This window comes from Gemmobacter serpentinus (assembly GCF_008973825.1).
GTDB lineage: Bacteria > Pseudomonadota > Alphaproteobacteria > Rhodobacterales > Rhodobacteraceae > Gemmobacter > Gemmobacter serpentinus.
Window position 1 is genome coordinate 33,071 of record NZ_WCHR01000004.1, and the last position, 18,653, is coordinate 51,723.

The 18,653-nt window shown below is 63.3% G+C and carries 16 protein-coding genes and 1 tRNA gene; 10 read left to right on the plus strand and 7 right to left on the minus strand.

From position 1 onward, the window contains the following. Nucleotides 1-108 precede the first annotated feature (108 nt). The 4 genes from trkA to hflX all read left to right on the plus strand — a co-directional run bounded on the left by trkA (nt 109) and on the right by hflX (nt 4,758). Nucleotides 109-1,485: a Trk system potassium transporter TrkA gene (gene trkA / locus GBJ34_RS01395; RefSeq protein WP_151717466.1), complete on the plus strand. Its 1,377-nt coding sequence runs from the start codon at nt 109-111 to the stop codon at nt 1,483-1,485. A 2-nt stretch (nt 1,486-1,487) separates the two neighbouring features. Beyond that, nucleotides 1,488-3,026: a TrkH family potassium uptake protein gene (locus GBJ34_RS01400; RefSeq protein ID WP_151717467.1), complete on the plus strand. Its 1,539-nt coding sequence runs from the start codon at nt 1,488-1,490 to the stop codon at nt 3,024-3,026. Between the two features lie 164 nt (nt 3,027-3,190). Continuing rightward, complete coding sequence (gene hfq / locus GBJ34_RS01405) at nt 3,191-3,424, plus strand: RNA chaperone Hfq (RefSeq protein ID WP_151717468.1); 234 nt, start codon at nt 3,191-3,193, stop codon at nt 3,422-3,424. A gap of 53 nt (nt 3,425-3,477) precedes the next feature. Beyond that, a complete protein-coding gene (hflX, locus tag GBJ34_RS01410; RefSeq protein ID WP_226341013.1) occupies nt 3,478-4,758 on the plus strand; it encodes a GTPase HflX in 1,281 nt (426 codons plus the stop codon). Nucleotides 4,759-4,835: 77 nt separating this feature from the next. On the opposite strand, the gene GBJ34_RS01415 is transcribed toward hflX, so the two are convergent. Further along, nucleotides 4,836-4,910, minus strand: a tRNA-Gln gene (locus tag GBJ34_RS01415). Between the two features lie 139 nt (nt 4,911-5,049). Here GBJ34_RS01415 and GBJ34_RS01420 point away from each other — a divergent pair. The 3 genes from GBJ34_RS01420 (at nt 5,050) to GBJ34_RS01430 (ending at nt 8,920) form a co-directional block, all read left to right on the plus strand. Further along, the gene (locus tag GBJ34_RS01420; RefSeq protein ID WP_151717470.1) at nt 5,050-6,222 is read left to right on the plus strand and encodes a BaiN/RdsA family NAD(P)/FAD-dependent oxidoreductase; all 1,173 of its coding nucleotides are present in this window, start codon (nt 5,050-5,052) and stop codon (nt 6,220-6,222) included. Nucleotides 6,223-6,374: 152 nt separating this feature from the next. Then, a complete protein-coding gene (gene rpe / locus GBJ34_RS01425; protein WP_151717471.1) occupies nt 6,375-7,067 on the plus strand; it encodes a ribulose-phosphate 3-epimerase in 693 nt (230 codons plus the stop codon). 74 nt (nt 7,068-7,141) lie between these two features. Further along, a complete protein-coding gene (locus GBJ34_RS01430) occupies nt 7,142-8,920 on the plus strand; it encodes a SulP family inorganic anion transporter (protein ID WP_151717472.1) in 1,779 nt (592 codons plus the stop codon). 536 nt (nt 8,921-9,456) lie between these two features. On the opposite strand, the gene tsf is transcribed toward GBJ34_RS01430, so the two are convergent. From tsf to GBJ34_RS01460, 6 genes are all read right to left on the minus strand, one after another. After that, entirely contained in the window at nt 9,457-10,365 is a 909-nt protein-coding gene (gene tsf, locus GBJ34_RS01435; protein WP_151717473.1) for a translation elongation factor Ts, read from the minus strand. Nucleotides 10,366-10,472: 107 nt separating this feature from the next. Further along, the gene (rpsB, locus tag GBJ34_RS01440; protein ID WP_192931072.1) at nt 10,473-11,228 is read right to left on the minus strand and encodes a 30S ribosomal protein S2; all 756 of its coding nucleotides are present in this window, start codon (nt 11,226-11,228) and stop codon (nt 10,473-10,475) included. Nucleotides 11,229-11,570: 342 nt separating this feature from the next. Continuing rightward, entirely contained in the window at nt 11,571-12,032 is a 462-nt protein-coding gene (locus GBJ34_RS01445) for a DUF1499 domain-containing protein (RefSeq protein ID WP_151717475.1), read from the minus strand. Continuing rightward, nucleotides 12,029-13,000 (minus strand): agmatinase, encoded by a 972-nt coding sequence (gene speB / locus GBJ34_RS01450; RefSeq protein ID WP_151717476.1) that lies wholly within the window; start codon nt 12,998-13,000, stop codon nt 12,029-12,031. The genes GBJ34_RS01445 and speB overlap by 4 nt, the downstream gene beginning before the upstream one ends. Nucleotides 13,001-13,093: 93 nt before the next feature. Beyond that, a complete protein-coding gene (locus GBJ34_RS01455; protein WP_151717477.1) occupies nt 13,094-13,882 on the minus strand; it encodes a YoaK family protein in 789 nt (262 codons plus the stop codon). Nucleotides 13,883-13,902: 20 nt separating this feature from the next. Then, entirely contained in the window at nt 13,903-15,060 is a 1,158-nt protein-coding gene (locus GBJ34_RS01460; protein ID WP_151717478.1) for a M20 aminoacylase family protein, read from the minus strand. Between the two features lie 129 nt (nt 15,061-15,189). Between GBJ34_RS01460 and mazG the strand changes: the two genes are divergently transcribed. The 3 genes from mazG to GBJ34_RS01475 all read left to right on the plus strand — a co-directional run bounded on the left by mazG (nt 15,190) and on the right by GBJ34_RS01475 (nt 18,620). Next, nucleotides 15,190-15,966, plus strand: a complete 777-nt coding sequence (gene mazG, locus GBJ34_RS01465; protein WP_226341014.1) for a nucleoside triphosphate pyrophosphohydrolase — start codon at nt 15,190-15,192, stop codon at nt 15,964-15,966. Between the two features lie 235 nt (nt 15,967-16,201). Continuing rightward, a complete protein-coding gene (locus tag GBJ34_RS01470) occupies nt 16,202-17,203 on the plus strand; it encodes a Fe(3+) ABC transporter substrate-binding protein (RefSeq protein WP_151717480.1) in 1,002 nt (333 codons plus the stop codon). 469 nt (nt 17,204-17,672) lie between these two features. Further along, complete coding sequence (locus tag GBJ34_RS01475; RefSeq protein WP_151717481.1) at nt 17,673-18,620, plus strand: nucleoside hydrolase; 948 nt, start codon at nt 17,673-17,675, stop codon at nt 18,618-18,620. Nucleotides 18,621-18,653: the final 33 nt, after the last annotated feature.

Genomic DNA, 18,653 nt, shown 5'->3' on the forward strand with positions numbered 1-18,653 from the left:
GGTCACGATTTTTCGACGAAAAATCGGGCGCGGTTGACCGCGGCGCGCTGGTCATGCCATGGCTGAGGCACGCCGGATCGACCTGCGAGGAAAAGCTGTGAGCACGATATGAAAGTGATCATCTGTGGCGCGGGGCAGGTGGGTTGGCAGATTGCCCGCCACCTTTCGGGTGAGCGCAATGATGTGACGGTGGTCGATGTGAACCCCGATCTGGTGCGCCGCGCCACCGAAACCCTTGAGGTGCAGGGGGTGACGGGCTTTGCCTCCTATCCCGATGTGCTGGAAAAGGCAGGCGCCCGCGATGCCGACATGATCATCGCCGCCACGCATTCCGACGAGGTGAACATGGTCACCTGTCAGGTGGCCCATTCGGTCTTTGGCATCCCGCGCAAGATCGCGCGCCTGCGGGCGGGCAATTACCTGATGTCGAATTACGACGATCTCTACCGCCGAGACCATCTGCCGATTGACGTGGTCATCAGCCCCGAACGCGAAGTGGCCGAGGCGGCGATGCAGCGGCTGGCGGCACCTGCGACCTTTGACACCGAAAGTTTCATGGGCGGGCGGGCACAGCTTCTGGGCCTGGCACTGGATGAGGATTGCCCGGTCCTGCACACACCGCTTCGGCAATTGAGCGAGCTGTTTGCGACACTTTCGGCCATTGTGGTTGGGGTGCGCCGCAATGGGCGGCTCTTTGCCCCCGAACCTGCAGATCAGCTGTTTGCGGGCGACCAGATCTATGTCTTCGTGAAATCGTCGGATGTCAGCCGCACGCTTGAGGTATTCGGCAAATTCACCCACAAGCAGGAGCGCGTCGTCATCATCGGCGGCGGCAATGTCGGCCTTGCCGTCGCGCAGGCGCTGGAGGCCCGCACCGACCGCATCCGCGCCAAGATGATCGAGATGAGCCGCCCGCGCGCCGAATTTGCCGCCGACAATCTGACGCGGACCATCGTGCTGAACGGCGACGGCCTTGATATCGACCTGTTGATGGAGGCCAATGTCGACCGCGCCGATGCGGTGCTTGCCGTTACCGATGACGACAAGACCAATATGCTGGTGGCGGTGCGGGCGAAATCGGCGGGGGCGCGGCTGGCGATTGCGCTGGTCAATGATCCGACCATGGTGCCGCTGCTGGTGGAGCTGGACATCGACGCCTATATCAACCCGCGCGCCACCACCGTGTCCTCGATCCTGCGGCATGTGCGCCATGGCCGGGTGCGGGCGATCTATTCCATCGGTGATGCCGAGGCCGAACTGATCGAAGCGCAGGTCTTGGGCACCTCGCCGCTGGCCGGGCGGCTGGTGCGGGACATCGAATTTCCCGAAGGGGTGCTGGTGGGCGCGGTGATGAAGGGCGACCGGGTCTTGAAACCCACGGGCGATGTGCGCATCGATGATGGGGATGTGATCGCGATGTTCGCCATGGCCAAGGACGTGCCGGAGGTCGAGCGCCTGTTGCAAGTCTCGGTCGATTTCTTCTGATCATGCCGGGCTTGCGCGCCTTTCCATTGCTGGTGATCCTGATGGCGCTGACGGCGCTGGCCATGCTGATGCCGGCGGCGCACGCCTATGCCAGCGGCGATCCCGATAGCGGGCGGCCGTTCTTTTACGGTGCGATCATGATGGCGGTGCTGACCGCGATGATCGGTCTTGCCACCATGGGGCGCAGCCGGTCCGAGACACGGCACGCGCCGCTGCGCGCCATGGTCCTGGCCTATCTGGTGCTGCCACCGCTGATGGCCTTGCCCTTTCATCAGGCGCTTGGCGACACCAGTTTCGGCAATGCGTGGTTCGAGATGCTTTCATCCTTCACCACGACTGGCGCCACGGTCTATGACGTGCCGGGGCGGCTGAGTGACAGCCTGCATCTGTGGCGGGCCCTGATCGGCTGGCTGGGCGGGTTCTTCGTGCTGGTCATGGCGGTGGCCGTGCTGATGCCGCTGAACCTTGGCGGGATGGAGGTGCTGAGCGGCCGCACCGGGGCCGCCCGCGCGCGCCAGATCACCCATATCGCCGATATGCGCGAACGCATGGGTCGCTTTGCCCAATTGCTGTTGCCGCCGTATGCGGGCTTCACCCTGGTGTTGTGGCTGGCGTTGGTGATGGTGGGCGAGACCGGCTTTGATGCGCTGTGCCTTGCAATGGCGACCGTCTCCACCTCTGGCATCCTGCCGGATCCGGCCTTGGCGGGGCAGGTGGGGGCGGGGGCGGCGCAGGTGGGTCTGGCCTCCGGCATGGCGGGCGAGATGTTGATTGCGGTGCTGCTTTGCCTTGGTATCACCCGACGCGCCTATCCGGGCGCGCTGTTTGGCGATGCCGATCTGCCGCTGCGCCGCGACCCCGAGATCCATCTGGCTTTGGCCATCGTGCTGGGGGTGACACTGGTGCTGTTCCTGCGCCATTGGGTCGGTGCGATCGAGCAAAGCGAGGGGGGCGACTGGTCGGCCTTTATGGGCGTGCTATGGGCCAATGCCTTCACCACGCTGTCCTTTCTGACCACGACCGGCATCCCCTCGGGCGGCTGGTCGGGGGCGCAGGACTGGTCGGGGCTGGAGGCCCATGGCGTGATCCTGATGGGCCTTGCCATCATTGGCGGTGGCGTTGCCACCACGGCGGGCGGGGTAAAGCTCTTGCGGGTCTATGCGTTGTTCCGCCATGGCCAACGCGAGATGGAACGCCTGATCCACCCGCATTCTGTCAGTGGCGGAGGCCCGCTGGCGCGGCAATTGCGCGGTGAGGGGGCGCAGATGGCCTGGGTGTTCTTCATGATGTTCGCGCTATCGATTCTGGCCATCACCGGTGCCTTGACCCTGACGGGGCTGCATTTCGACCCGGCGCTGATCCTGAGTGTATCGGCGCTGACCACAACCGGGCCGCTGGCTGCCCTCGCCGGCGAGACTCCGGTGCGTTATGCCGAACTGGGTGGGGTCTCCCAGGCCATTCTGGGTGTCGCCATGGTGCTGGGCCGGGTAGAGGCTTTGGCCATTCTGGCCATGTTGGCCCCCGACACCTGGCGACGCTAGGGCAGCAAGAAGCGCATCGTGAGCGCCCGACTGTGGCGATCTTGCCATAACATACGGTTTTTGGGGCTGGAATCTCCGCCTGATGCCAGACATAGTGATTCTGCGGCCTACCGGACAGGGGTGCGCCGCGACCCAGACCCGCGCGACAAAAAAAGGCAAAAAAAATGGCTGCCGACAAACAGAATTTGCAGGACGCATTCCTCAATCATGTGCGCAAGGCCAAGATTCCGGTCACGATCTTTCTGATCAACGGGGTGAAGCTGCAGGGCGTCATCACCTGGTTTGACAATTTCTGCGTTCTGTTGCGCCGCGACGGCCAATCGCAGCTTGTCTACAAACACGCGATCTCGACCATTATGCCGGGCGCGCCGATCAACCTCTATGAAGGTGACGACTGATTTCCGGCATGTCCGAAGACGATGATCTCGACCCGCTATTCGTGGATGGCGGGATGGATGCCTATGAAACCGCGTCGGCCCCGACGCGGACATGGGTCTTGCACCCCGATATAAAATCCGACCGCGCGCGCCGTCTGCCCGAGCACGGGCTGGCCGAGGCGGTATCGCTGGCGGCCGCGCTGCCCGGAATGGACGTGCTGGGATCCGAGGTCGTGCGCCTGCCCAAACTTCATGCCGGCACGCTGTTCGGCTCTGGCAAGGTGGCGGAGCTGAAGGCGCGCTTCAAGGCCGAGGAGGTGGAGCTGGTGCTGATCGACGGCCCGGTCTCACCGATCCAGCAGCGCAATCTGGAAAAGGAATGGGGCGTCAAGCTGCTGGACCGCACCAGCCTGATCCTCGAGATCTTTGCCGACCGTGCCCGCACAAGGGAAGGCGTGCTGCAGGTGGAACTGGCGGCGCTGAGCTATCAGCGCACCCGCCTTGTGCGGGCCTGGACCCACCTTGAGCGCCAGCGCGGGGGCTTCGGCTTTGTCGGCGGCCCCGGCGAGACGCAGAAAGAGGCCGACCGCCGCGCCATTGACGATCAGGTGATCCGCATCCGGCGCCAACTGGAAAAGGTGGTGAAAACCCGCGAGCTGCACCGTTCGGCCCGGCGCAAGGTGCCGTTCCCGATCGTGGCGTTGGTGGGCTATACCAATGCGGGCAAATCCACGCTGTTCAACCGGGCGACCGGGGCCGATGTGCTGGCCAAAGACATGCTCTTTGCCACGCTGGACCCGACGATGCGTGGTGTCACCCTGCCATCGGGGCGCAAGGTGATCCTGTCGGATACGGTGGGCTTCATCTCCGATCTGCCGACGCAATTGGTCGCGGCCTTCCGCGCCACGCTGGAAGAGGTGCTGGAGGCCGATCTGGTGCTGCATGTGCGTGATATCGCGCATCCCGAGTCGGCGGAGCAGGCAGCGGATGTGAACGACATCCTGCAAAGCCTTGGTCTGAAATCCGAAACCCCGAAATTCGAGATCTGGAACAAGCTGGATCTGGTGGACGCGACCACGCATGAAGGTCTGATCGCACAAGCGCAGGCGCGCGAGAACGTCTTTGCAGTGTCGGCCTTGACCGGCGAGGGGCTGGACCGCTTGCTGGACGCGATTTCCGCCAGCTTTGACGAGGAAAAGACCGAGCGCCTGCTGTCGTTGTCTTTCGCGCAGGGCCGTCAACGCGCCTGGCTGCATGGCGAGGGCGTCGTGCTGAATGAGGTGCAGGACGAAGAAGGCTGGCAGGTCACGGTGTTGTGGACCGCAAGGCAGGAAAAGCGCTGGCGCGAGTTGTGAAAATTCAGGCGGGATTGGCGCGAATGCGCTGATCTCGCAAGCTTTTTGGCCTTGGTTATTTGCTTTGGCAGGAAGATTGGCTGGGGCGCTAGGATTCGAACCTAGGTATGGCGGTACCAAAAACCGCTGCCTTACCACTTGGCGACGCCCCAACCGTGCTGCGGGTTCTAGCCGAGGCACCAGGGCACCGCAAGAGCGATTTTTCGACGAAAAATCGTGGTCTCACCGGCTTTCCGCGTCGCGGTCACAAACGATGCTGGTTCCTTGCGACATGTCGGGTTAGGAGGGGCGATGAAGACAGATGTCGTGATCCTTGGTGCCGGTGCTGCCGGAATGATGGCCGCCATTGAGGCCGGGCGGCGCGGTCGGTCGGTGTTGCTGATCGACCACGCCAAAGCCGTGGGCGAGAAGATCCGCATCTCGGGTGGCGGGCGCTGCAACTTTACCAATCTTGATATTCGGCCTGAATGCTTCCTGTCGCAAAATCAACGCTTTGCACTGTCTGCCCTGAAGCGGTTCACCCAGTGGGATTTCATCGCGCGCGTCGATCAGGCCGGGATCCGCTGGCACGAGAAAACGCTAGGGCAATTGTTCTGTGACGGATCGGCACGCGAAATCATCGCGATGCTTCAGGCGCAGATGAAGGATGCAGGCGTAACGATCTGGCTGGAAACGGAAATCCATGATGTGGCGCAAGACGGGCTGTTCCGTATCGCCACCGGGCGCGGCGTGGTGGAGGCCGAGGCCGTGGTGGTGGCCACAGGCGGCAAGTCCATCCCCAAGATGGGGGCGACCGGGCTTGGCTATCGCATCGCCGAAAGCTTCGGACTGCCCGTGACCGAGACGCGGCCCGCGCTGGTGCCACTGACGCTGGCGGAACAGGTGCTGGAACCCTTGAAGCCGCTTGCCGGCACCGCGGTGCAGGGCCATGCGAGCCTTGGGTCGCAAGGCTTTGATGAAGCGATACTTTTCACGCATCGCGGCCTCTCGGGGCCTGCGATCCTTCAGATCAGTTCCTATTGGCGCGAGGGCGAGACGTTGCGCCTTGATCTGGCGCGCGGGCAGGATGCTGGGGCGCTGCTGCGCGATCTGCGCGGGCGCGAGGGGCGCATTGCCATGCGGACGGCCTTGGCGCGGATCGTGCCGGAAAAGCTGGCCCGGCACCTGGAGGAGATCAGCGGCCTGATCGGCAATCTGGCGGATCAGAACAATGCGCGCCTCGATCATCTGGCGGGGCTGGTGCATGACTATGCGATCACGCCGGTCGGCAGCGAGGGCTACCGCACCGCAGAGGTAACGCTGGGCGGTGTCAGCACCGATGCGCTGGATGCCCGACGGATGGAGGCGAAGGCAGTGCCGGGGCTGTTCTTCATCGGCGAGGTGGTCGATGTGACCGGCTGGCTTGGCGGCTATAACTTCCAGTGGGCCTGGTCGTCGGGCTGGGCGGCAGGTCAGGTGGTGTAATTCCCATAATCATTATTATGTAATTTATATCTCTCCAAATCTGGCCTTTTGCGGGCCTCTATCGGCCCATGGCTTGCCAATTCCGCGCCAATCGCCCAATTGGAAGGCGCAGGCTGGATGCGCAGCCTGGCCACCCGGATATGAGGCACAACATGACCTTTTCGCCTGCGATCAAGATCGCCCCGTCGATCCTTTCCGCCGACTTCGCCAATTTCGGAGCCGAATGCGAAGCTATCGAGGCACAAGGTGCGGATTGGGTGCATGTCGATGTGATGGATGGCCATTTCGTGCCGAACATCACCTTCGGACCTGCAACCTGTGCCGCGATCCGCAAGCACATCAAGGGCGTGATGGATGTGCATCTGATGATCGCGCCGGTCGATGCCTATATCGACGCTTTCGCGCGGGCCGGTGCCGATGTGCTGACCGCGCATGTCGAGGCCGGGCCGCATATCCACCGCACGCTGCAGGCGATCCGCGGCCATGGCATCAAGGCGGGTGTCGCGCTCAATCCGGGCACGCCGGTGGAAAGCCTCGATTACCTGCTGGATATGGTTGATCTGGTCTGCGTGATGACGGTGAATCCGGGCTTTGGTGGCCAGAGGTTCATCCATTCGCAGATCGACAAGGTGCGCGCCCTGCGGGCCCGGATCGGCGATCGTCCGATCCATATCGAGATCGATGGCGGCGTGACGCCGGAGACCGCGCCGCTGGTCGCGGCGGCAGGTGCCGATGTGCTGGTCGCGGGATCGGGTGTGTTCAAGGGCGGCTCGGTCAGCGATCCGGCACCTTATGGCGTGAACATCCGGGCGATCCGGGCGGCGGCCGAGGCTGCGCGCGCCTGATCGGGTGCCGGGCGGCCTTGAACCGTCGCCCGGCTCAAGTTAGCTCTGGTTTCCAGGTCAATCTCGGGGGCTGGATGCGCCGTTTTCTACCGATCCTGGACTGGGCACCGCAGTATACGCGGCAGGCCCTTGGCAATGACCTGCTGGCGGCGCTGATCGTCACCATCATGCTGATCCCGCAATCGCTGGCCTATGCGCTGCTGGCGGGATTGCCACCCGAGGTCGGGCTTTATGCCTCCATCGCGCCCTTGCTGCTTTACGCGGTCTTTGGCACCTCGCGCACATTGGCCGTGGGGCCGGTCGCGGTGATCAGCCTGATGACCGCCGCCGCCATTGCGCCGCTGGCGGCCGAAGGCACCGCGGAATATCTGGGTGCCGCCGTGGCGCTTGCGCTGCTATCGGGCTTGATGCTGACGGCCATGGGACTGTTCCGTCTTGGGGTTCTGGCGAATTTCATCAGCCATCCGGTGATTTCGGGTTTCATCACAGCATCTGGTGTCCTGATTGCTGCAGGGCAAGTGCCGCAGCTTCTCGGCCTGTCGGTGCGCGGCGAGACCCTGCCGCAGATCATCTCCGGCATCATCGCCCATTTGCCGCAGGCACAGCCACTGGTGCTGCTGATCGGTCTGCCGGTGCTGGCCTTCCTGTTCTGGACACGGCGCGGGCTGAAGCCGCTTCTGATGCGGCTGGGGCTTGGAGCCCAGGTTGCCGGGGCCTTGGCGCGCGCCGCGCCGGTTCTGGCGGTGGTGGCCAGCACGCTGGCGGCTTGGGGGCTTGCGCTCAATGTGCCGCAGGTCGGGGATATTCCGGCCAGCCTGCCCCTGCCCCGTTTGCCGCCGCTGGATCCGGATCTGTGGCGCGCCATCCTGGTGCCTGCGGCGCTTCTGTCTTTGGTCGGCTATGTCGAGACGATTTCGGTCGCGCAGACACTGGCCGCGAAACGCAGGCAACGCATCGATCCCGATCAGGAATTGCTGGCGCTTGGTGCGGCCAATATCGGCGCGGGGCTTTCGGGCGGGTTCCCGGTCACCGGCGGTTTCGCACGATCCGTGGTGAATTTCGATGCGGGGGCCGAAACCCCGGCGGCAGGTGCCTTTACCGCCATCGGGATGGCGCTGGCCGCGCTGCTGCTGACGCCGCTGCTTTTCCATCTGCCCAAGGCCACGCTGGCCGCCACCATCATCGTCGCGGTGCTGAGCCTTGTCGATCTGGGTGCGCTGCGGCGCACCTTTGCCTATAGCCGTCGGGATTTCGTGGCGCTGGTGGTCACCATCCTCATCACGCTTGGCTTCGGGGTCGAGGCGGGAATCAGTGCCGGCGTTCTGGTCTCGCTTGGGCTGCATCTATGGCGGTCGTCGCAGCCGCATATGGCGGTTCTGGGTCAGGTGCCGGGGACAGAGCATTTCCTGAACACCGCGCGCCACAATGTCGTGACGGTGCCCGAGGTGCTAGCGATCCGCATCGATGAAAGCCTGTGGTTTCCCAATGCACGTTTTCTGGAGGATCGGCTGCTGGCCGCGTTGGCCGATCAGCCGGGGCTGCGCCATGTGGTTCTGGATTGCAGCGCGGTGAACGGCATCGACAGCTCTGCCCTGGAGACATTGGAGGCGCTGAACCATCGGCTCTGTGATGGTGGTGTGGCGCTGCATCTGGCAAGTCTGCGTGGCCCGGTGATGGATCGGCTGGCGCGCTCGCATTTCCTGCAATCGCTGGGGGGCAAGGTGTTTCTGACCACCTATGACGCGATGCTGGGTCTGGCTCCCGATATCACCGCAGCAACACGCGCGGCATTGCGCTGCGAAACCGCGAAGGCCCATGCCGTCCCCCATGTGGCACCCCGTGCGGCCCGGTGATCCCGCTCCGCTGATGGCGCGCCGGTGATCCCGTCCCCCTGCCCCGCCCTGGCATGGATTGGGCGAAAGAATCGCGGAACCCGGATATCCGGGCCCGGATCGCGGCCGCGCTCTGCCAGCCAGAGCGGTGGTCGCAAGTTTGTCGGTAGATTAACCAAGCAATTTCAGGCATCTGGTCAATAATGGCAAAAAAACGACTTAATATCATGCCGGTTTTGTGCTTATTTGACCCGGTTCCGAGTGGTGGCTTCGGCTAAGGAACATGATGGCATTCCGCGCCTTATGCGGAGCGCCGAGTCCAGGTTGCGGGCTTCAACCTGCCGGCTTGGGCGCATATCGTTTCAGGGCAGTCCCCTGCCGTGATGCGATATGTTCCGATGGAGCGATCCGTCGCGGCGGCGGTGTCTGTGCAAACGGGCACCGCCGTTTCCATTTGCCCCCGCCGGTTCTGCCCAATTTCCCCAGGGCCCCGATCACCAAGAAGAAAGGCGGCCCCGCGTGGGACCGCCTTTCCGACTGTAAACCGGATGGGTGGCTCAGCCCTGCAGGGCTTTGGCCACTTCGGCGGCAAAGTCTTCTTCTTTCTTCTCGATGCCTTCGCCGACGGCGACGCGGGCATAGCCGGTGATTTCCACGCCTGCCTCTTTGGCCGCGGCTTCAACGGTCAGGTCCGGGTTGATGACGAAAGCCTGGCCGAGCAGCGTGTTTTCGGCGAGGAACTTCTTCATCCGGCCCGGGATGATGTTGTTGTGGATCACCTGTTCGGGCTTCGGCTTGGCCGACGAGGCGTTTTCTTCCAGCGCCTTGGCAGTCTGCACGGCCAGTTCGCGCTCGACGATGGTCGGGTCCAGCGTGGCTTCCGACAGCGACAGCGGATTGGTCGCTGCGATATGCATCGCGAATTGCTTGCCGATTTCCTGTGCCTTGGCGTCAGGGCCGTTCAGCGCGACCAGCACGCCGATCTTGCCCAGGCCTTCGGCGGCTGCGTTATGGACATAGGACACGACGGTCGTGCCTTCCAGAACGTGCAGGCGGCGGAAGGTCATGTTCTCGCCGATACGGGCGATGGCATTGGTGATGACGGTGTCGACGGTCTCGCCATTCAGGTCTGCGGCTTTCACCACCTCGACCGATTCGCCGGTTTGCAGGGCCACTTTGGCCACTTCGCGCACCAGAGACTGGAAATCGGCATTCTTCGCCACGAAATCGGTTTCGGAGTTGATCTCGACGGCAACGCCGCGTCCATTGCCCACGGCGACCCCGATCAGGCCCTCGGCGGCAACGCGATCAGCCTTCTTGGCGGCTTTGGCAAGGCCCTTGGTGCGCAGCCAGTCCACGGCGGCTTCCATGTCGCCATTGGTCTCGGTCAGCGCCTTCTTGGCATCCATCATGCCCGCGCCGGTCGACTCGCGGAGTTCCTTCACCATTGCTGCGGTGATCGTCATTTCTATTCTCCCAGAAACGAATGGACCCGGCGGATATAGTTCCGCCGGGTAACGCGATTGCGACGGGGCGCATCACATCAGGATGCGCCCCGGAATCAAACCCGGTCTCAGGCTTCGGCGGCTTCTTCCGCCGGGGCTTCTTCCAGCGCGCCAAGGTCAACGCCAGCGGCACCCAGCTGGGCCGACATGCCGTCAAGGGCTGCACGGGCCACCAGGTCGCAATAGAGGGCGATCGCACGGGCCGCGTCGTCATTGCCCGGGATCACATAGTCCACGCCCTTGGGCGAGCAGTTGGTGTCGACCACGGCCACAACCGGGATGCCCAGCTTCTTGGCTTCGAGCAGCGCAAGGTCTTCCTTGCCCACATCGATCACGAACAGCAGATCCGGCACGCCGCCCATTTCACGGATGCCGCCCAGCGAGGCCTGCAGTTTGGCCTGCTCGCGTTCCATGTTCAGACGCTCTTTCTTGGTCAGGCCGTCAGCGCCGGCTGCCATCAGCTCGTCGAATTGCTTCAGACGCTGGATCGACTGGGACACGGTTTTCCAGTTGGTCAGCGTGCCACCGAGCCAGCGGTGGTTCATGTAATATTGCGCGCATTTCTCGGCGGCTTCGGCGATCGGCTTCTGGGCCTGACGCTTGGTGCCGACGAACAGGATGCGGCCGCCCTTGGCAACGGTGTCGCGCACTACTTTCAGCGCCTGGTCCAGCATCGGAACCGTTTGCGTCAGGTCGAGAATATGGATGCCGTTGCGGTCGCCATAGATATACTCGCCCATGCGGGGATTCCAGCGAGCGGTCTGGTGACCATAGTGAACGCCAGCTTCAAGCAGCTGACGCATCGAGAATTCGGGGAGCGCCATGTCCAATTCCTTTTCCGGTTTGCGCCTCGGCGAAGCCTTGAGGGTTTGCACCCAACCGGCGGACCTTTGAGGATTTCTCCCTCATCAGCCCAAGCCTCGCCTGTGAAGTGTGTGCGCCTTTACAGGCCATCCCCGGGCAATGCAAGCCCTAGCCGGTGATTTCCCGGCTTCTGGCGGCAGGAAAGGGGGCTTTCCGCCCCCTCTTGGGCCTTTGGCCCAATTCACCCCCGAGGATATTTTTGAACAGATGAATGAAAGATGCGTGCCCTCCATTCATCTGTTCACAAATATCCTCGGGGGGAGGCCGAAGGCCGTGGGGGGCAGACAGCCCCCCTGCTCGGGTCAATCCTGCAGCGCCGCGATCCAGCGTTCCAGCCGTGCCAGATTGGCGCCGCCATCCCAATAGCCAAAGCGCGCGCGCGACCACATCTCCAGCCTTGTGCCTTCCGCCACGGATGTGGCCTCGGCGGTGATGAAATCGGGAATGCCCCAGAGGCGCGAGCGTTGCAGGAAGGTGATCCGCCCTTCGCTCGGGCTGCCCGCGACATGGCGCAGGCGCGGCTCGGCCAGCGCGATCTGTTCCAGCTTGGCCAGCACCACTTCAGGCGTGTCGCGCAGGATCGGGGCCGCGAGGTCGCCGCCCGTCGCATAGGCGCTGGCATCATTGGGCTTGATGCTGGCGGGATGGTCGGTCAGCGCCACATGCCAGCGGCCAGGATCCACCGGTGCCAGGCGCACAAAGCCGATGAAGACCAGTGCCGCCAGCAAAGGCAGGCCAAAGGTGACCAGCACGATCCACTTCATCCGCGTCTGGTCTTTGCCCAATGCAGCAGGCAGATGATCTCCTGCGCGACATGGGCCCCCGCGATCGCCGTGGCGCCGGTGGTATCATAGGGCGGCGAGACCTCGACCACATCGCCCCCCACGATGTTCACCCCCGCCAGATCGCGCAGGATGGCCGCCGCCTGCCAGCTGGCCAGCCCGCCCCAGACCGGCGTTCCGGTGCCGGGCGCAAAGGCCGGGTCGAGCGCGTCGATATCGAAGGTCAGATAGACCGGCTGATCGCCGACGATGGCCTTCACCTTCTCCACGATCTTTGCCACGCCGATCTCGTGGCATTCCCGCGCATCGATCACATTCATACCGAGGTAATCCTCGCAGAAGGTGCGGATGCCGATCTGGACCGAGCGTTTGGGGTCAACGAGGCCCGTTTTCACCGCCTTGTACATCATGGTGCCGTGATCGATCCGGCTCAGATCATCATCTTCCCAAAGGTCGGAATGGGCGTCGAAATGGATCACGCTCATCGGCCCGAACCGTTCTGCATAGGCCTTGAGGATGGGCAGGGTGATGTAGTGATCGCCGCCCAGCGTCACGCTGGCCGCGCCCGCCTGCAGGATGGTGCGGATATGGCCGGTCAGCCGATCGGGGAAATCCGCGACCTTGGCATAGTCAAAGGCCAGATCGCCGTAATCCACCACTGTCAGATCGACCAGCGGGTCGGTGCCCCAGCCATGCGGTGGATCATAGGGTTGCAGGGTGCTGGCCTCGCGGATCGCGCGCGGCCCGAAACGGGTGCCGGTGCGATGGGTCACCGCCTGGTCAAACGGCACGCCGGTTACCGCGACATCGACCCCGGTCAGGTCTTTCGTATAGGTCCGGCGCAGAAAGCTGGTGGCGCCGGCAAAGGCATTTTCAAAGGCATAGCCGCGCGAGGGGCCCTTGCGGGTGAAGGCCGCGTCGATCTCGTTCTTGGCATCTTCCAAGGCCATGGGAACGCTCCTGATGAAGAAAGCGGTCGTCATTTGGGCTTCGGAGACGCGCCGGATCCGGGTTCGGGCAGGATGCCCGCGGGGGCGGCGCTGTCAAGACGGTTTCGCGGGTGGCTGCGGCTTGCGGCCGGGGCGGTGGCTCAGGCAGGCCAGAACCAGGGGCAGCGACAGGGCCAGAAGAATGGCGGAGAGCGGCAGCGCAAACAGGAAGCCGAATTGCGCAAAGCCGAAGCCGCCCAGAATGCCGCCCGCGACAAAGGCACCGACCAGTTGCAACAGGATGCGCAGTTTGGCAAGGTCGGGGCGCAGGCCAAGATGTGGCAGCATCCAGCCGCTGACCATCCGCCCCGCCTCGATCCCGATATCGGTAATCATGCCGGTGGCATGGGTGGTGCGGATCCGCGCGCCCGAGATCTTGGTGATGGTTGCATTCTGCATCCCCATCATGAAACACAGACACCAAAGGGCGAACAGCCGCCCCGGCTCGGATGTCAGCAAACCGCCGGTCGCGAAACAGGCCATGAAGACACCCTGAATGGCCAGTGGCAGCGCGTATTGCACGCGCCGGTCAAGGGCGCGCGCGATATTGATGACAAGGGCACTGAAACCCGCACCACAGATGAAAGCCGCAACCGCCAGCCCGGCCACCCCGGTGATCCGCCAATCCAGCAGCACAAGATGATCGGCGAATTGCGAGAGATAGCCGGTCATATGCGAGGTATAGGCCCCGACCGCCAGAAAGCCCCCCGCATTGGCCGCCCCCGCCACCATGGCCAGCACGGTGGCCAGCGCCAGGTCGCGCGGGCCGGATCGGCCCATCGCAACCAGCGCGAAGGAGGCAATGCCCGGATGGGCCAGCTTGCGGCGCAGCGCGGGTTTCATTGCGGCCCGGCCTCCACGCCTTACAGCGGCAAGGCGCGTTCCACCAGGCGGGCGAAGAAGCTGGCCCCAAGGGGGGCCGCATCATCGTTGAAATCGAAGGCCGCGTGATGCAGCCCCGCCCCCGGCCCGGTGCCAAGGAACAGATAGGCCCCCGGACGCGCCTCCAGCATATAGGAGAAATCCTCGGATCCCATTTCCTTGGGCGAGTTGGCCTCGACCCGGCCGGTCACCTCATTGGCGATTTCCACCGCAAAGGCCGCCTGATCGGGATGGTTGATCGTCGCCGGATAGCCCCATTCGTAATCGATCCGCGCCTTGACGTTGAAGGCCATCGCATGGCCCTCGACGATCTCGTAGATGCGCTTTTTCAGCATGGCGCGCACATCGGGCTTGAAGCAGCGGATGGTGGCGCAGAACATTGCCTCTTCGGGGATGATGTTGCTGGCGGTGCCGGTATGGATCTGGGTGACGGAAATCACCGCCTCGTCCAGCGCATAGACATTGCGCGGGATGATGGTCTGAACCGCCTGCACCATGGCCACCACCGCGACCACCGGATCGATGCATTCATGCGGCGTGGCACCATGGCCGCCGCGCCCGGTCAGATAGACGAAGGCCGTATCGACCGAGGCCATCAGCGGGCCGGGATTGGTCTGCCACTGGCCGAAGGGCACGCCGGGCGCATTGTGGATGCCGTAGACTTCCTTAATGGCAAAGCGGTCCATCACGCCTTCCTGCACCATCACCTCGCCGCCGCCGCCATCTTCCTCGGCGGGCTGGAACAGCAGGGCCACCCGGCCCTTGAAACGCCGGGTCTCGACCAGATATTTCGCAGCCCCCAGCAGCATCGCCACATGGCCGTCATGGCCGCAGGCGTGCATCTTGCCCGGATGTCTGGAGGCATAGGCCGCCCCCGTCAGTTCGGTGATCGGCAGCGCATCCATATCGGCGCGCAGGCCGATGGTCGGGCCATCGCCATCTTGGCCGTTGATGATCGCGACGATTCCGGTCTTGGCGATGCCGGGGTGGATCTCATCCACGCCGATCTCTTTCAGCCGCTCCACGATGAAGGCCGCGGTCTGATGGCAATCAAAGGCCAGTTCGGGATATTGATGCAGGTGCTGTCTCCAGCCTTTCATCTCCTCGGCGAAATCGGCGATGCGGTTCAGGACAGGCATGATGGACTCCAAAGGCCTTTCAAAGCTAAGCCCGGAGGGAAGCCTAATTTCGGAGGAACCGCAATGCCCCAACAACGCCCCCTGCCCCGCGAAGCCAGTGACGCGCTGGTGCATGATGGTGCGGCGGGTATGGATCGCTTGCTGGAAATCATGGCGCGGCTGCGGGCGCCCGATGGCTGCCCCTGGGATATCGAGCAGGGCTTTGCCGAGATCGCGCCCTATACTCTGGAAGAGGCGCATGAGGTGGCGGATGCCATCGCACATGAGGATTGGCAGGGTTTGAAGGGCGAACTGGGCGATCTTCTGTTCCAGTCGGTCTTCCATGCCCGCATCGCCGAAGATCGCGGGTTGTTCGATTTCAACGATGTGGTTCAGGCGATCAGTGACAAGATGGTCGCGCGCCATCCGCATGTCTTCGGCCATGAGAGCCGCGACAAAAGCCCCGATCAACAAAGCGTGGATTGGGAGCGTATCAAGGCGGCAGAGCGCGGCAATGCCCGCACGCTGGACGGGGTGGCGCTGGCTTTACCCGCGCTGACCCGGTCGCTAAAGCTGCAAAAGCGCGCGGCGCGCGTGGGGTTTGACTGGCCCTCCACCTCGGATGTGATCGACAAGATTGCGGAAGAGGCGCGCGAACTGGTCGAGGCGCGCGACACCCTGACCCAAGCCGAGGTCGAAGAGGAATTTGGTGATCTTCTGTTCGTGATGGCCAATCTCGCGCGGCATCTTTCCGTCGATCCAGAGGCGGCTTTGCGCGCGGCGAATGCCAAGTTCACCCGCCGCTTCAATCGGATCGAGGATTGGCTGGCGGAAAGCGGGCGTCGCCCCGAAGACAGCGATCTGGCTGAGATGGATGCCTTGTGGAACCGCGCCAAAGCCGAGGAAAAGGCCCGCAAGAATGGGTGACTGGAACGGCCGGCATCTGGCTGCAATGTACAGACCTGCCATGGGCGCGCAGCGGGCGGTTGGGCCATCGGGGCGCATGTCGCTTTGGACGGCAACCGAACGGAACATCTATATGGGAAACCGATCTGCCATTTCCAGAGCAGAGAAAAATAAATCCTGACTGATAGCATCAGGCATTGACCGGCGCGCAAAAGATCGGCTTATGGCAGCTATTCCACGACGATAGAGGACTGTCATGAAAAAAGCCCTTCTCGCCGCCCTTCTCGCCAGTGCAGCGCTTCCTGCTGTCGCCGAAGAGGTGAACATCTATTCGCACCGCCAGCCGGAGCTGATCCAGCCCCTGCTGGATGCCTTCACCAAGGAAACCGGCATCATCACCAATATCGCCTTTGTCGACAAGGGCATGGCCGAGCGTCTGCAGGCCGAGGGCGACCGTTCGCCCGCCGATCTTGTGCTGACCGTCGATATCGCGCGCCTGAAGCAAGTCGTTGATGCCGGCGTCACGCAGCCCGTGCAATCGGAAGTTCTGGAAGCCAATATCCCGGCGGAATTCCGCGATGAGGCCGATCAGTGGTTCGGCCTGACCGCCCGCGCCCGCATCGTCTATGCCGCCAAGGATCGCGTGGCCGATGGTGCTGTGACCACCTACGAGGATCTGGCCGACCCGAAATGGAAGGGCAAGATCTGCATCCGCTCGGGCACCAATGATTACAATATCGCGCTGCTTTCGGCCTATATCGCCCATCATGGCGCTGACGCGGCCAAGACCTGGGCCGAAGGCGTGAAAGCCAACCTCGCCCGCAAACCCGATGGCGGCGACCGCGATCAGGTCAAGGCGATCTGGGCCGGCGAATGCGATATCAGCCTCGGCAACACCTATTACATGGGCCAGATGCTGAAAGACCCCGAGCAACAGCCCTGGGCCGAAAGCGTGCGCATCGTCTTCCCGAAATTCGACAATGGCGGCACCCATATGAACATCTCGGGCGTCGCGATGACGAAATCGGCCCCGAACAAGGAGGCCGCGCTGAAGCTGATGGAATGGCTGTCCTCGGATGAGGCGCAGCGCATCTATGCCGAGACCAACAATGAATTCCCGGTCAAGCCCGGCGTTCCGGCCTCGGAGCTGGTGCAGGGCTGGGGCAGCTTCACCCCTGACGCGATCGCGCTGACCGATGTCTCGGGTCACCGCGCCGAGGCGCTGAAGATCATGGAAGAGATCAACTTCGACGGCTGATCGCCTATGGATACGGATTGGAAAGGGGCCTTCGGGCCCCTTTCTGCATTCTGGCCGACCCGTGCAGGTCTGCCCCGTTCAGGGCTGCGCGAATCTGACCTTGCATTCCCCCGCGACAAAGCAGGGATTTTGATAGATAATCGTCACGAATTGCGGGTTAGAACGGCGCATGGGGTTCGGTGCGTTGCGTAATCCGACCGGGTGCAGGCCTAACCATCGGCTGAGCCTGCAACCCATCCGGCTTTCGCCCTGCGCGCGGATGCCACCGCCGACCCGAGCGGAACCGGCGGTGGCAGAGCGTCGGGCGGGGCATGATCCTTCGCGCTGAATGCGCGGTGTCACTTGGGTTCAGTTCTCATGCAGGTTATGTCGATTGCGACGCATCAATGTCGCCAAAACCGCTTCAAATGATCGTGTTAGCGGGCAAACTGTTGGTGCAATAACAAACTGGAATACTGAGGATACTGCCATGACCCGCCTGCCCCGCAAGATCATCATCGACACCGATCCGGGCCAGGATGATGCCGTGGCGATTCTTCTGGCGCTGGCCAGCCCGGAAGACATCGAGGTGCTGGGGCTGACCGCCGTTGCGGGCAATGTGCCGCTGGCGCTGACCGAGCGCAACACCCGCATCATCTGTGAACTGGCAGGCAAACCCGAGGCGCTGGTTTTCGCCGGATGCGACGCGCCCCTGAAGCGCCGCCTGGTCACCGCCGAACATGTCCATGGCCAGACCGGGCTGGACGGGCCGCAGCTTGCGGATCCGGTGATGCCGCTGCAGGCGCAGCACGGTGTCGATTTCATCATCGACACGCTGCGCCAGCAGCCGGAAAAGACCGTGACGCTCTGCCCGCTCGGGCCGCTGACCAATATCGCGGCGGCATTCCTCAAGGCCCCCGATATCGTGGATCGGGTGCAAGAGATCGTCCTGATGGGCGGCGCCTATTTCGAGGTCGGCAACATCACCCCGGCGGCGGAATTCAATATCTATGTCGACCCCGAGGCGGCCGAGATCGTCTTCCGCTCCGGCGTGCCGATCGTGGTCATGCCGCTGGATGTCACGCATAAGGCGCTGACCACCCGCCCCCGGATCGAGGCGTTTCGCGCCATGGGGACGGAACCCGGCCGGATGGTCGCGGAATGGACCGACTTTTTCGAACGGTTCGATATGCAGAAATACGGCTCCGAAGGGGCACCGCTGCATGACCCATGCGTCATCGCCTGGCTGATCCGGCCAGAGCTGTTCTCGGGCCGTCACATCAATGTCGAGATCGAGGTGCAGTCCGATCTGACGCGCGGCATGACGGTGGCCGATTGGTGGGGCGTTACCGACCGGCCCGCCAATGCGCTGTTCATCGGCGATCTGGATGCGGCGGGCTTTTTCGAGCTGCTGACCGAACGGATCGCCCGCCTCTGATCTGGGTCCGTGGCCATGATGGCCGCAGATGCG

What these genes read in the sequence shown, in the direction of transcription:
- GBJ34_RS01470 (WP_151717480.1), top strand. Translation starts at nt 16,202, where the DNA reads ATGAAAAAAGCCCTTCTCGCCGCCCTTCTCGCCAGTGCAGCGCTTCCT.
- mazG (WP_226341014.1), top strand. Translation starts at nt 15,190, where the DNA reads ATGGATCGCTTGCTGGAAATCATGGCGCGGCTGCGGGCGCCCGATGGC.
- hflX (WP_226341013.1), top strand. Translation starts at nt 3,478, where the DNA reads ATGGATGCCTATGAAACCGCGTCGGCCCCGACGCGGACATGGGTCTTG.
- GBJ34_RS01430 (WP_151717472.1), top strand. Translation starts at nt 7,142, where the DNA reads ATGCGCCGTTTTCTACCGATCCTGGACTGGGCACCGCAGTATACGCGG.
- GBJ34_RS01420 (WP_151717470.1), top strand. Translation starts at nt 5,050, where the DNA reads ATGAAGACAGATGTCGTGATCCTTGGTGCCGGTGCTGCCGGAATGATG.
- GBJ34_RS01400 (WP_151717467.1), top strand. Translation starts at nt 1,488, where the DNA reads ATGCCGGGCTTGCGCGCCTTTCCATTGCTGGTGATCCTGATGGCGCTG.
- GBJ34_RS01455 (WP_151717477.1), bottom strand. Translation starts at nt 13,882, where the DNA reads ATGAAACCCGCGCTGCGCCGCAAGCTGGCCCATCCGGGCATTGCCTCC.
- rpe (WP_151717471.1), top strand. Translation starts at nt 6,375, where the DNA reads ATGACCTTTTCGCCTGCGATCAAGATCGCCCCGTCGATCCTTTCCGCC.
- GBJ34_RS01475 (WP_151717481.1), top strand. Translation starts at nt 17,673, where the DNA reads ATGACCCGCCTGCCCCGCAAGATCATCATCGACACCGATCCGGGCCAG.
- rpsB (WP_192931072.1), bottom strand. Translation starts at nt 11,228, where the DNA reads ATGGCGCTCCCCGAATTCTCGATGCGTCAGCTGCTTGAAGCTGGCGTT.
- GBJ34_RS01445 (WP_151717475.1), bottom strand. Translation starts at nt 12,032, where the DNA reads ATGAAGTGGATCGTGCTGGTCACCTTTGGCCTGCCTTTGCTGGCGGCA.
- hfq (WP_151717468.1), top strand. Translation starts at nt 3,191, where the DNA reads ATGGCTGCCGACAAACAGAATTTGCAGGACGCATTCCTCAATCATGTG.
- speB (WP_151717476.1), bottom strand. Translation starts at nt 13,000, where the DNA reads ATGGCCTTGGAAGATGCCAAGAACGAGATCGACGCGGCCTTCACCCGC.
- trkA (WP_151717466.1), top strand. Translation starts at nt 109, where the DNA reads ATGAAAGTGATCATCTGTGGCGCGGGGCAGGTGGGTTGGCAGATTGCC.
- tsf (WP_151717473.1), bottom strand. Translation starts at nt 10,365, where the DNA reads ATGACGATCACCGCAGCAATGGTGAAGGAACTCCGCGAGTCGACCGGC.
- GBJ34_RS01460 (WP_151717478.1), bottom strand. Translation starts at nt 15,060, where the DNA reads ATGCCTGTCCTGAACCGCATCGCCGATTTCGCCGAGGAGATGAAAGGC.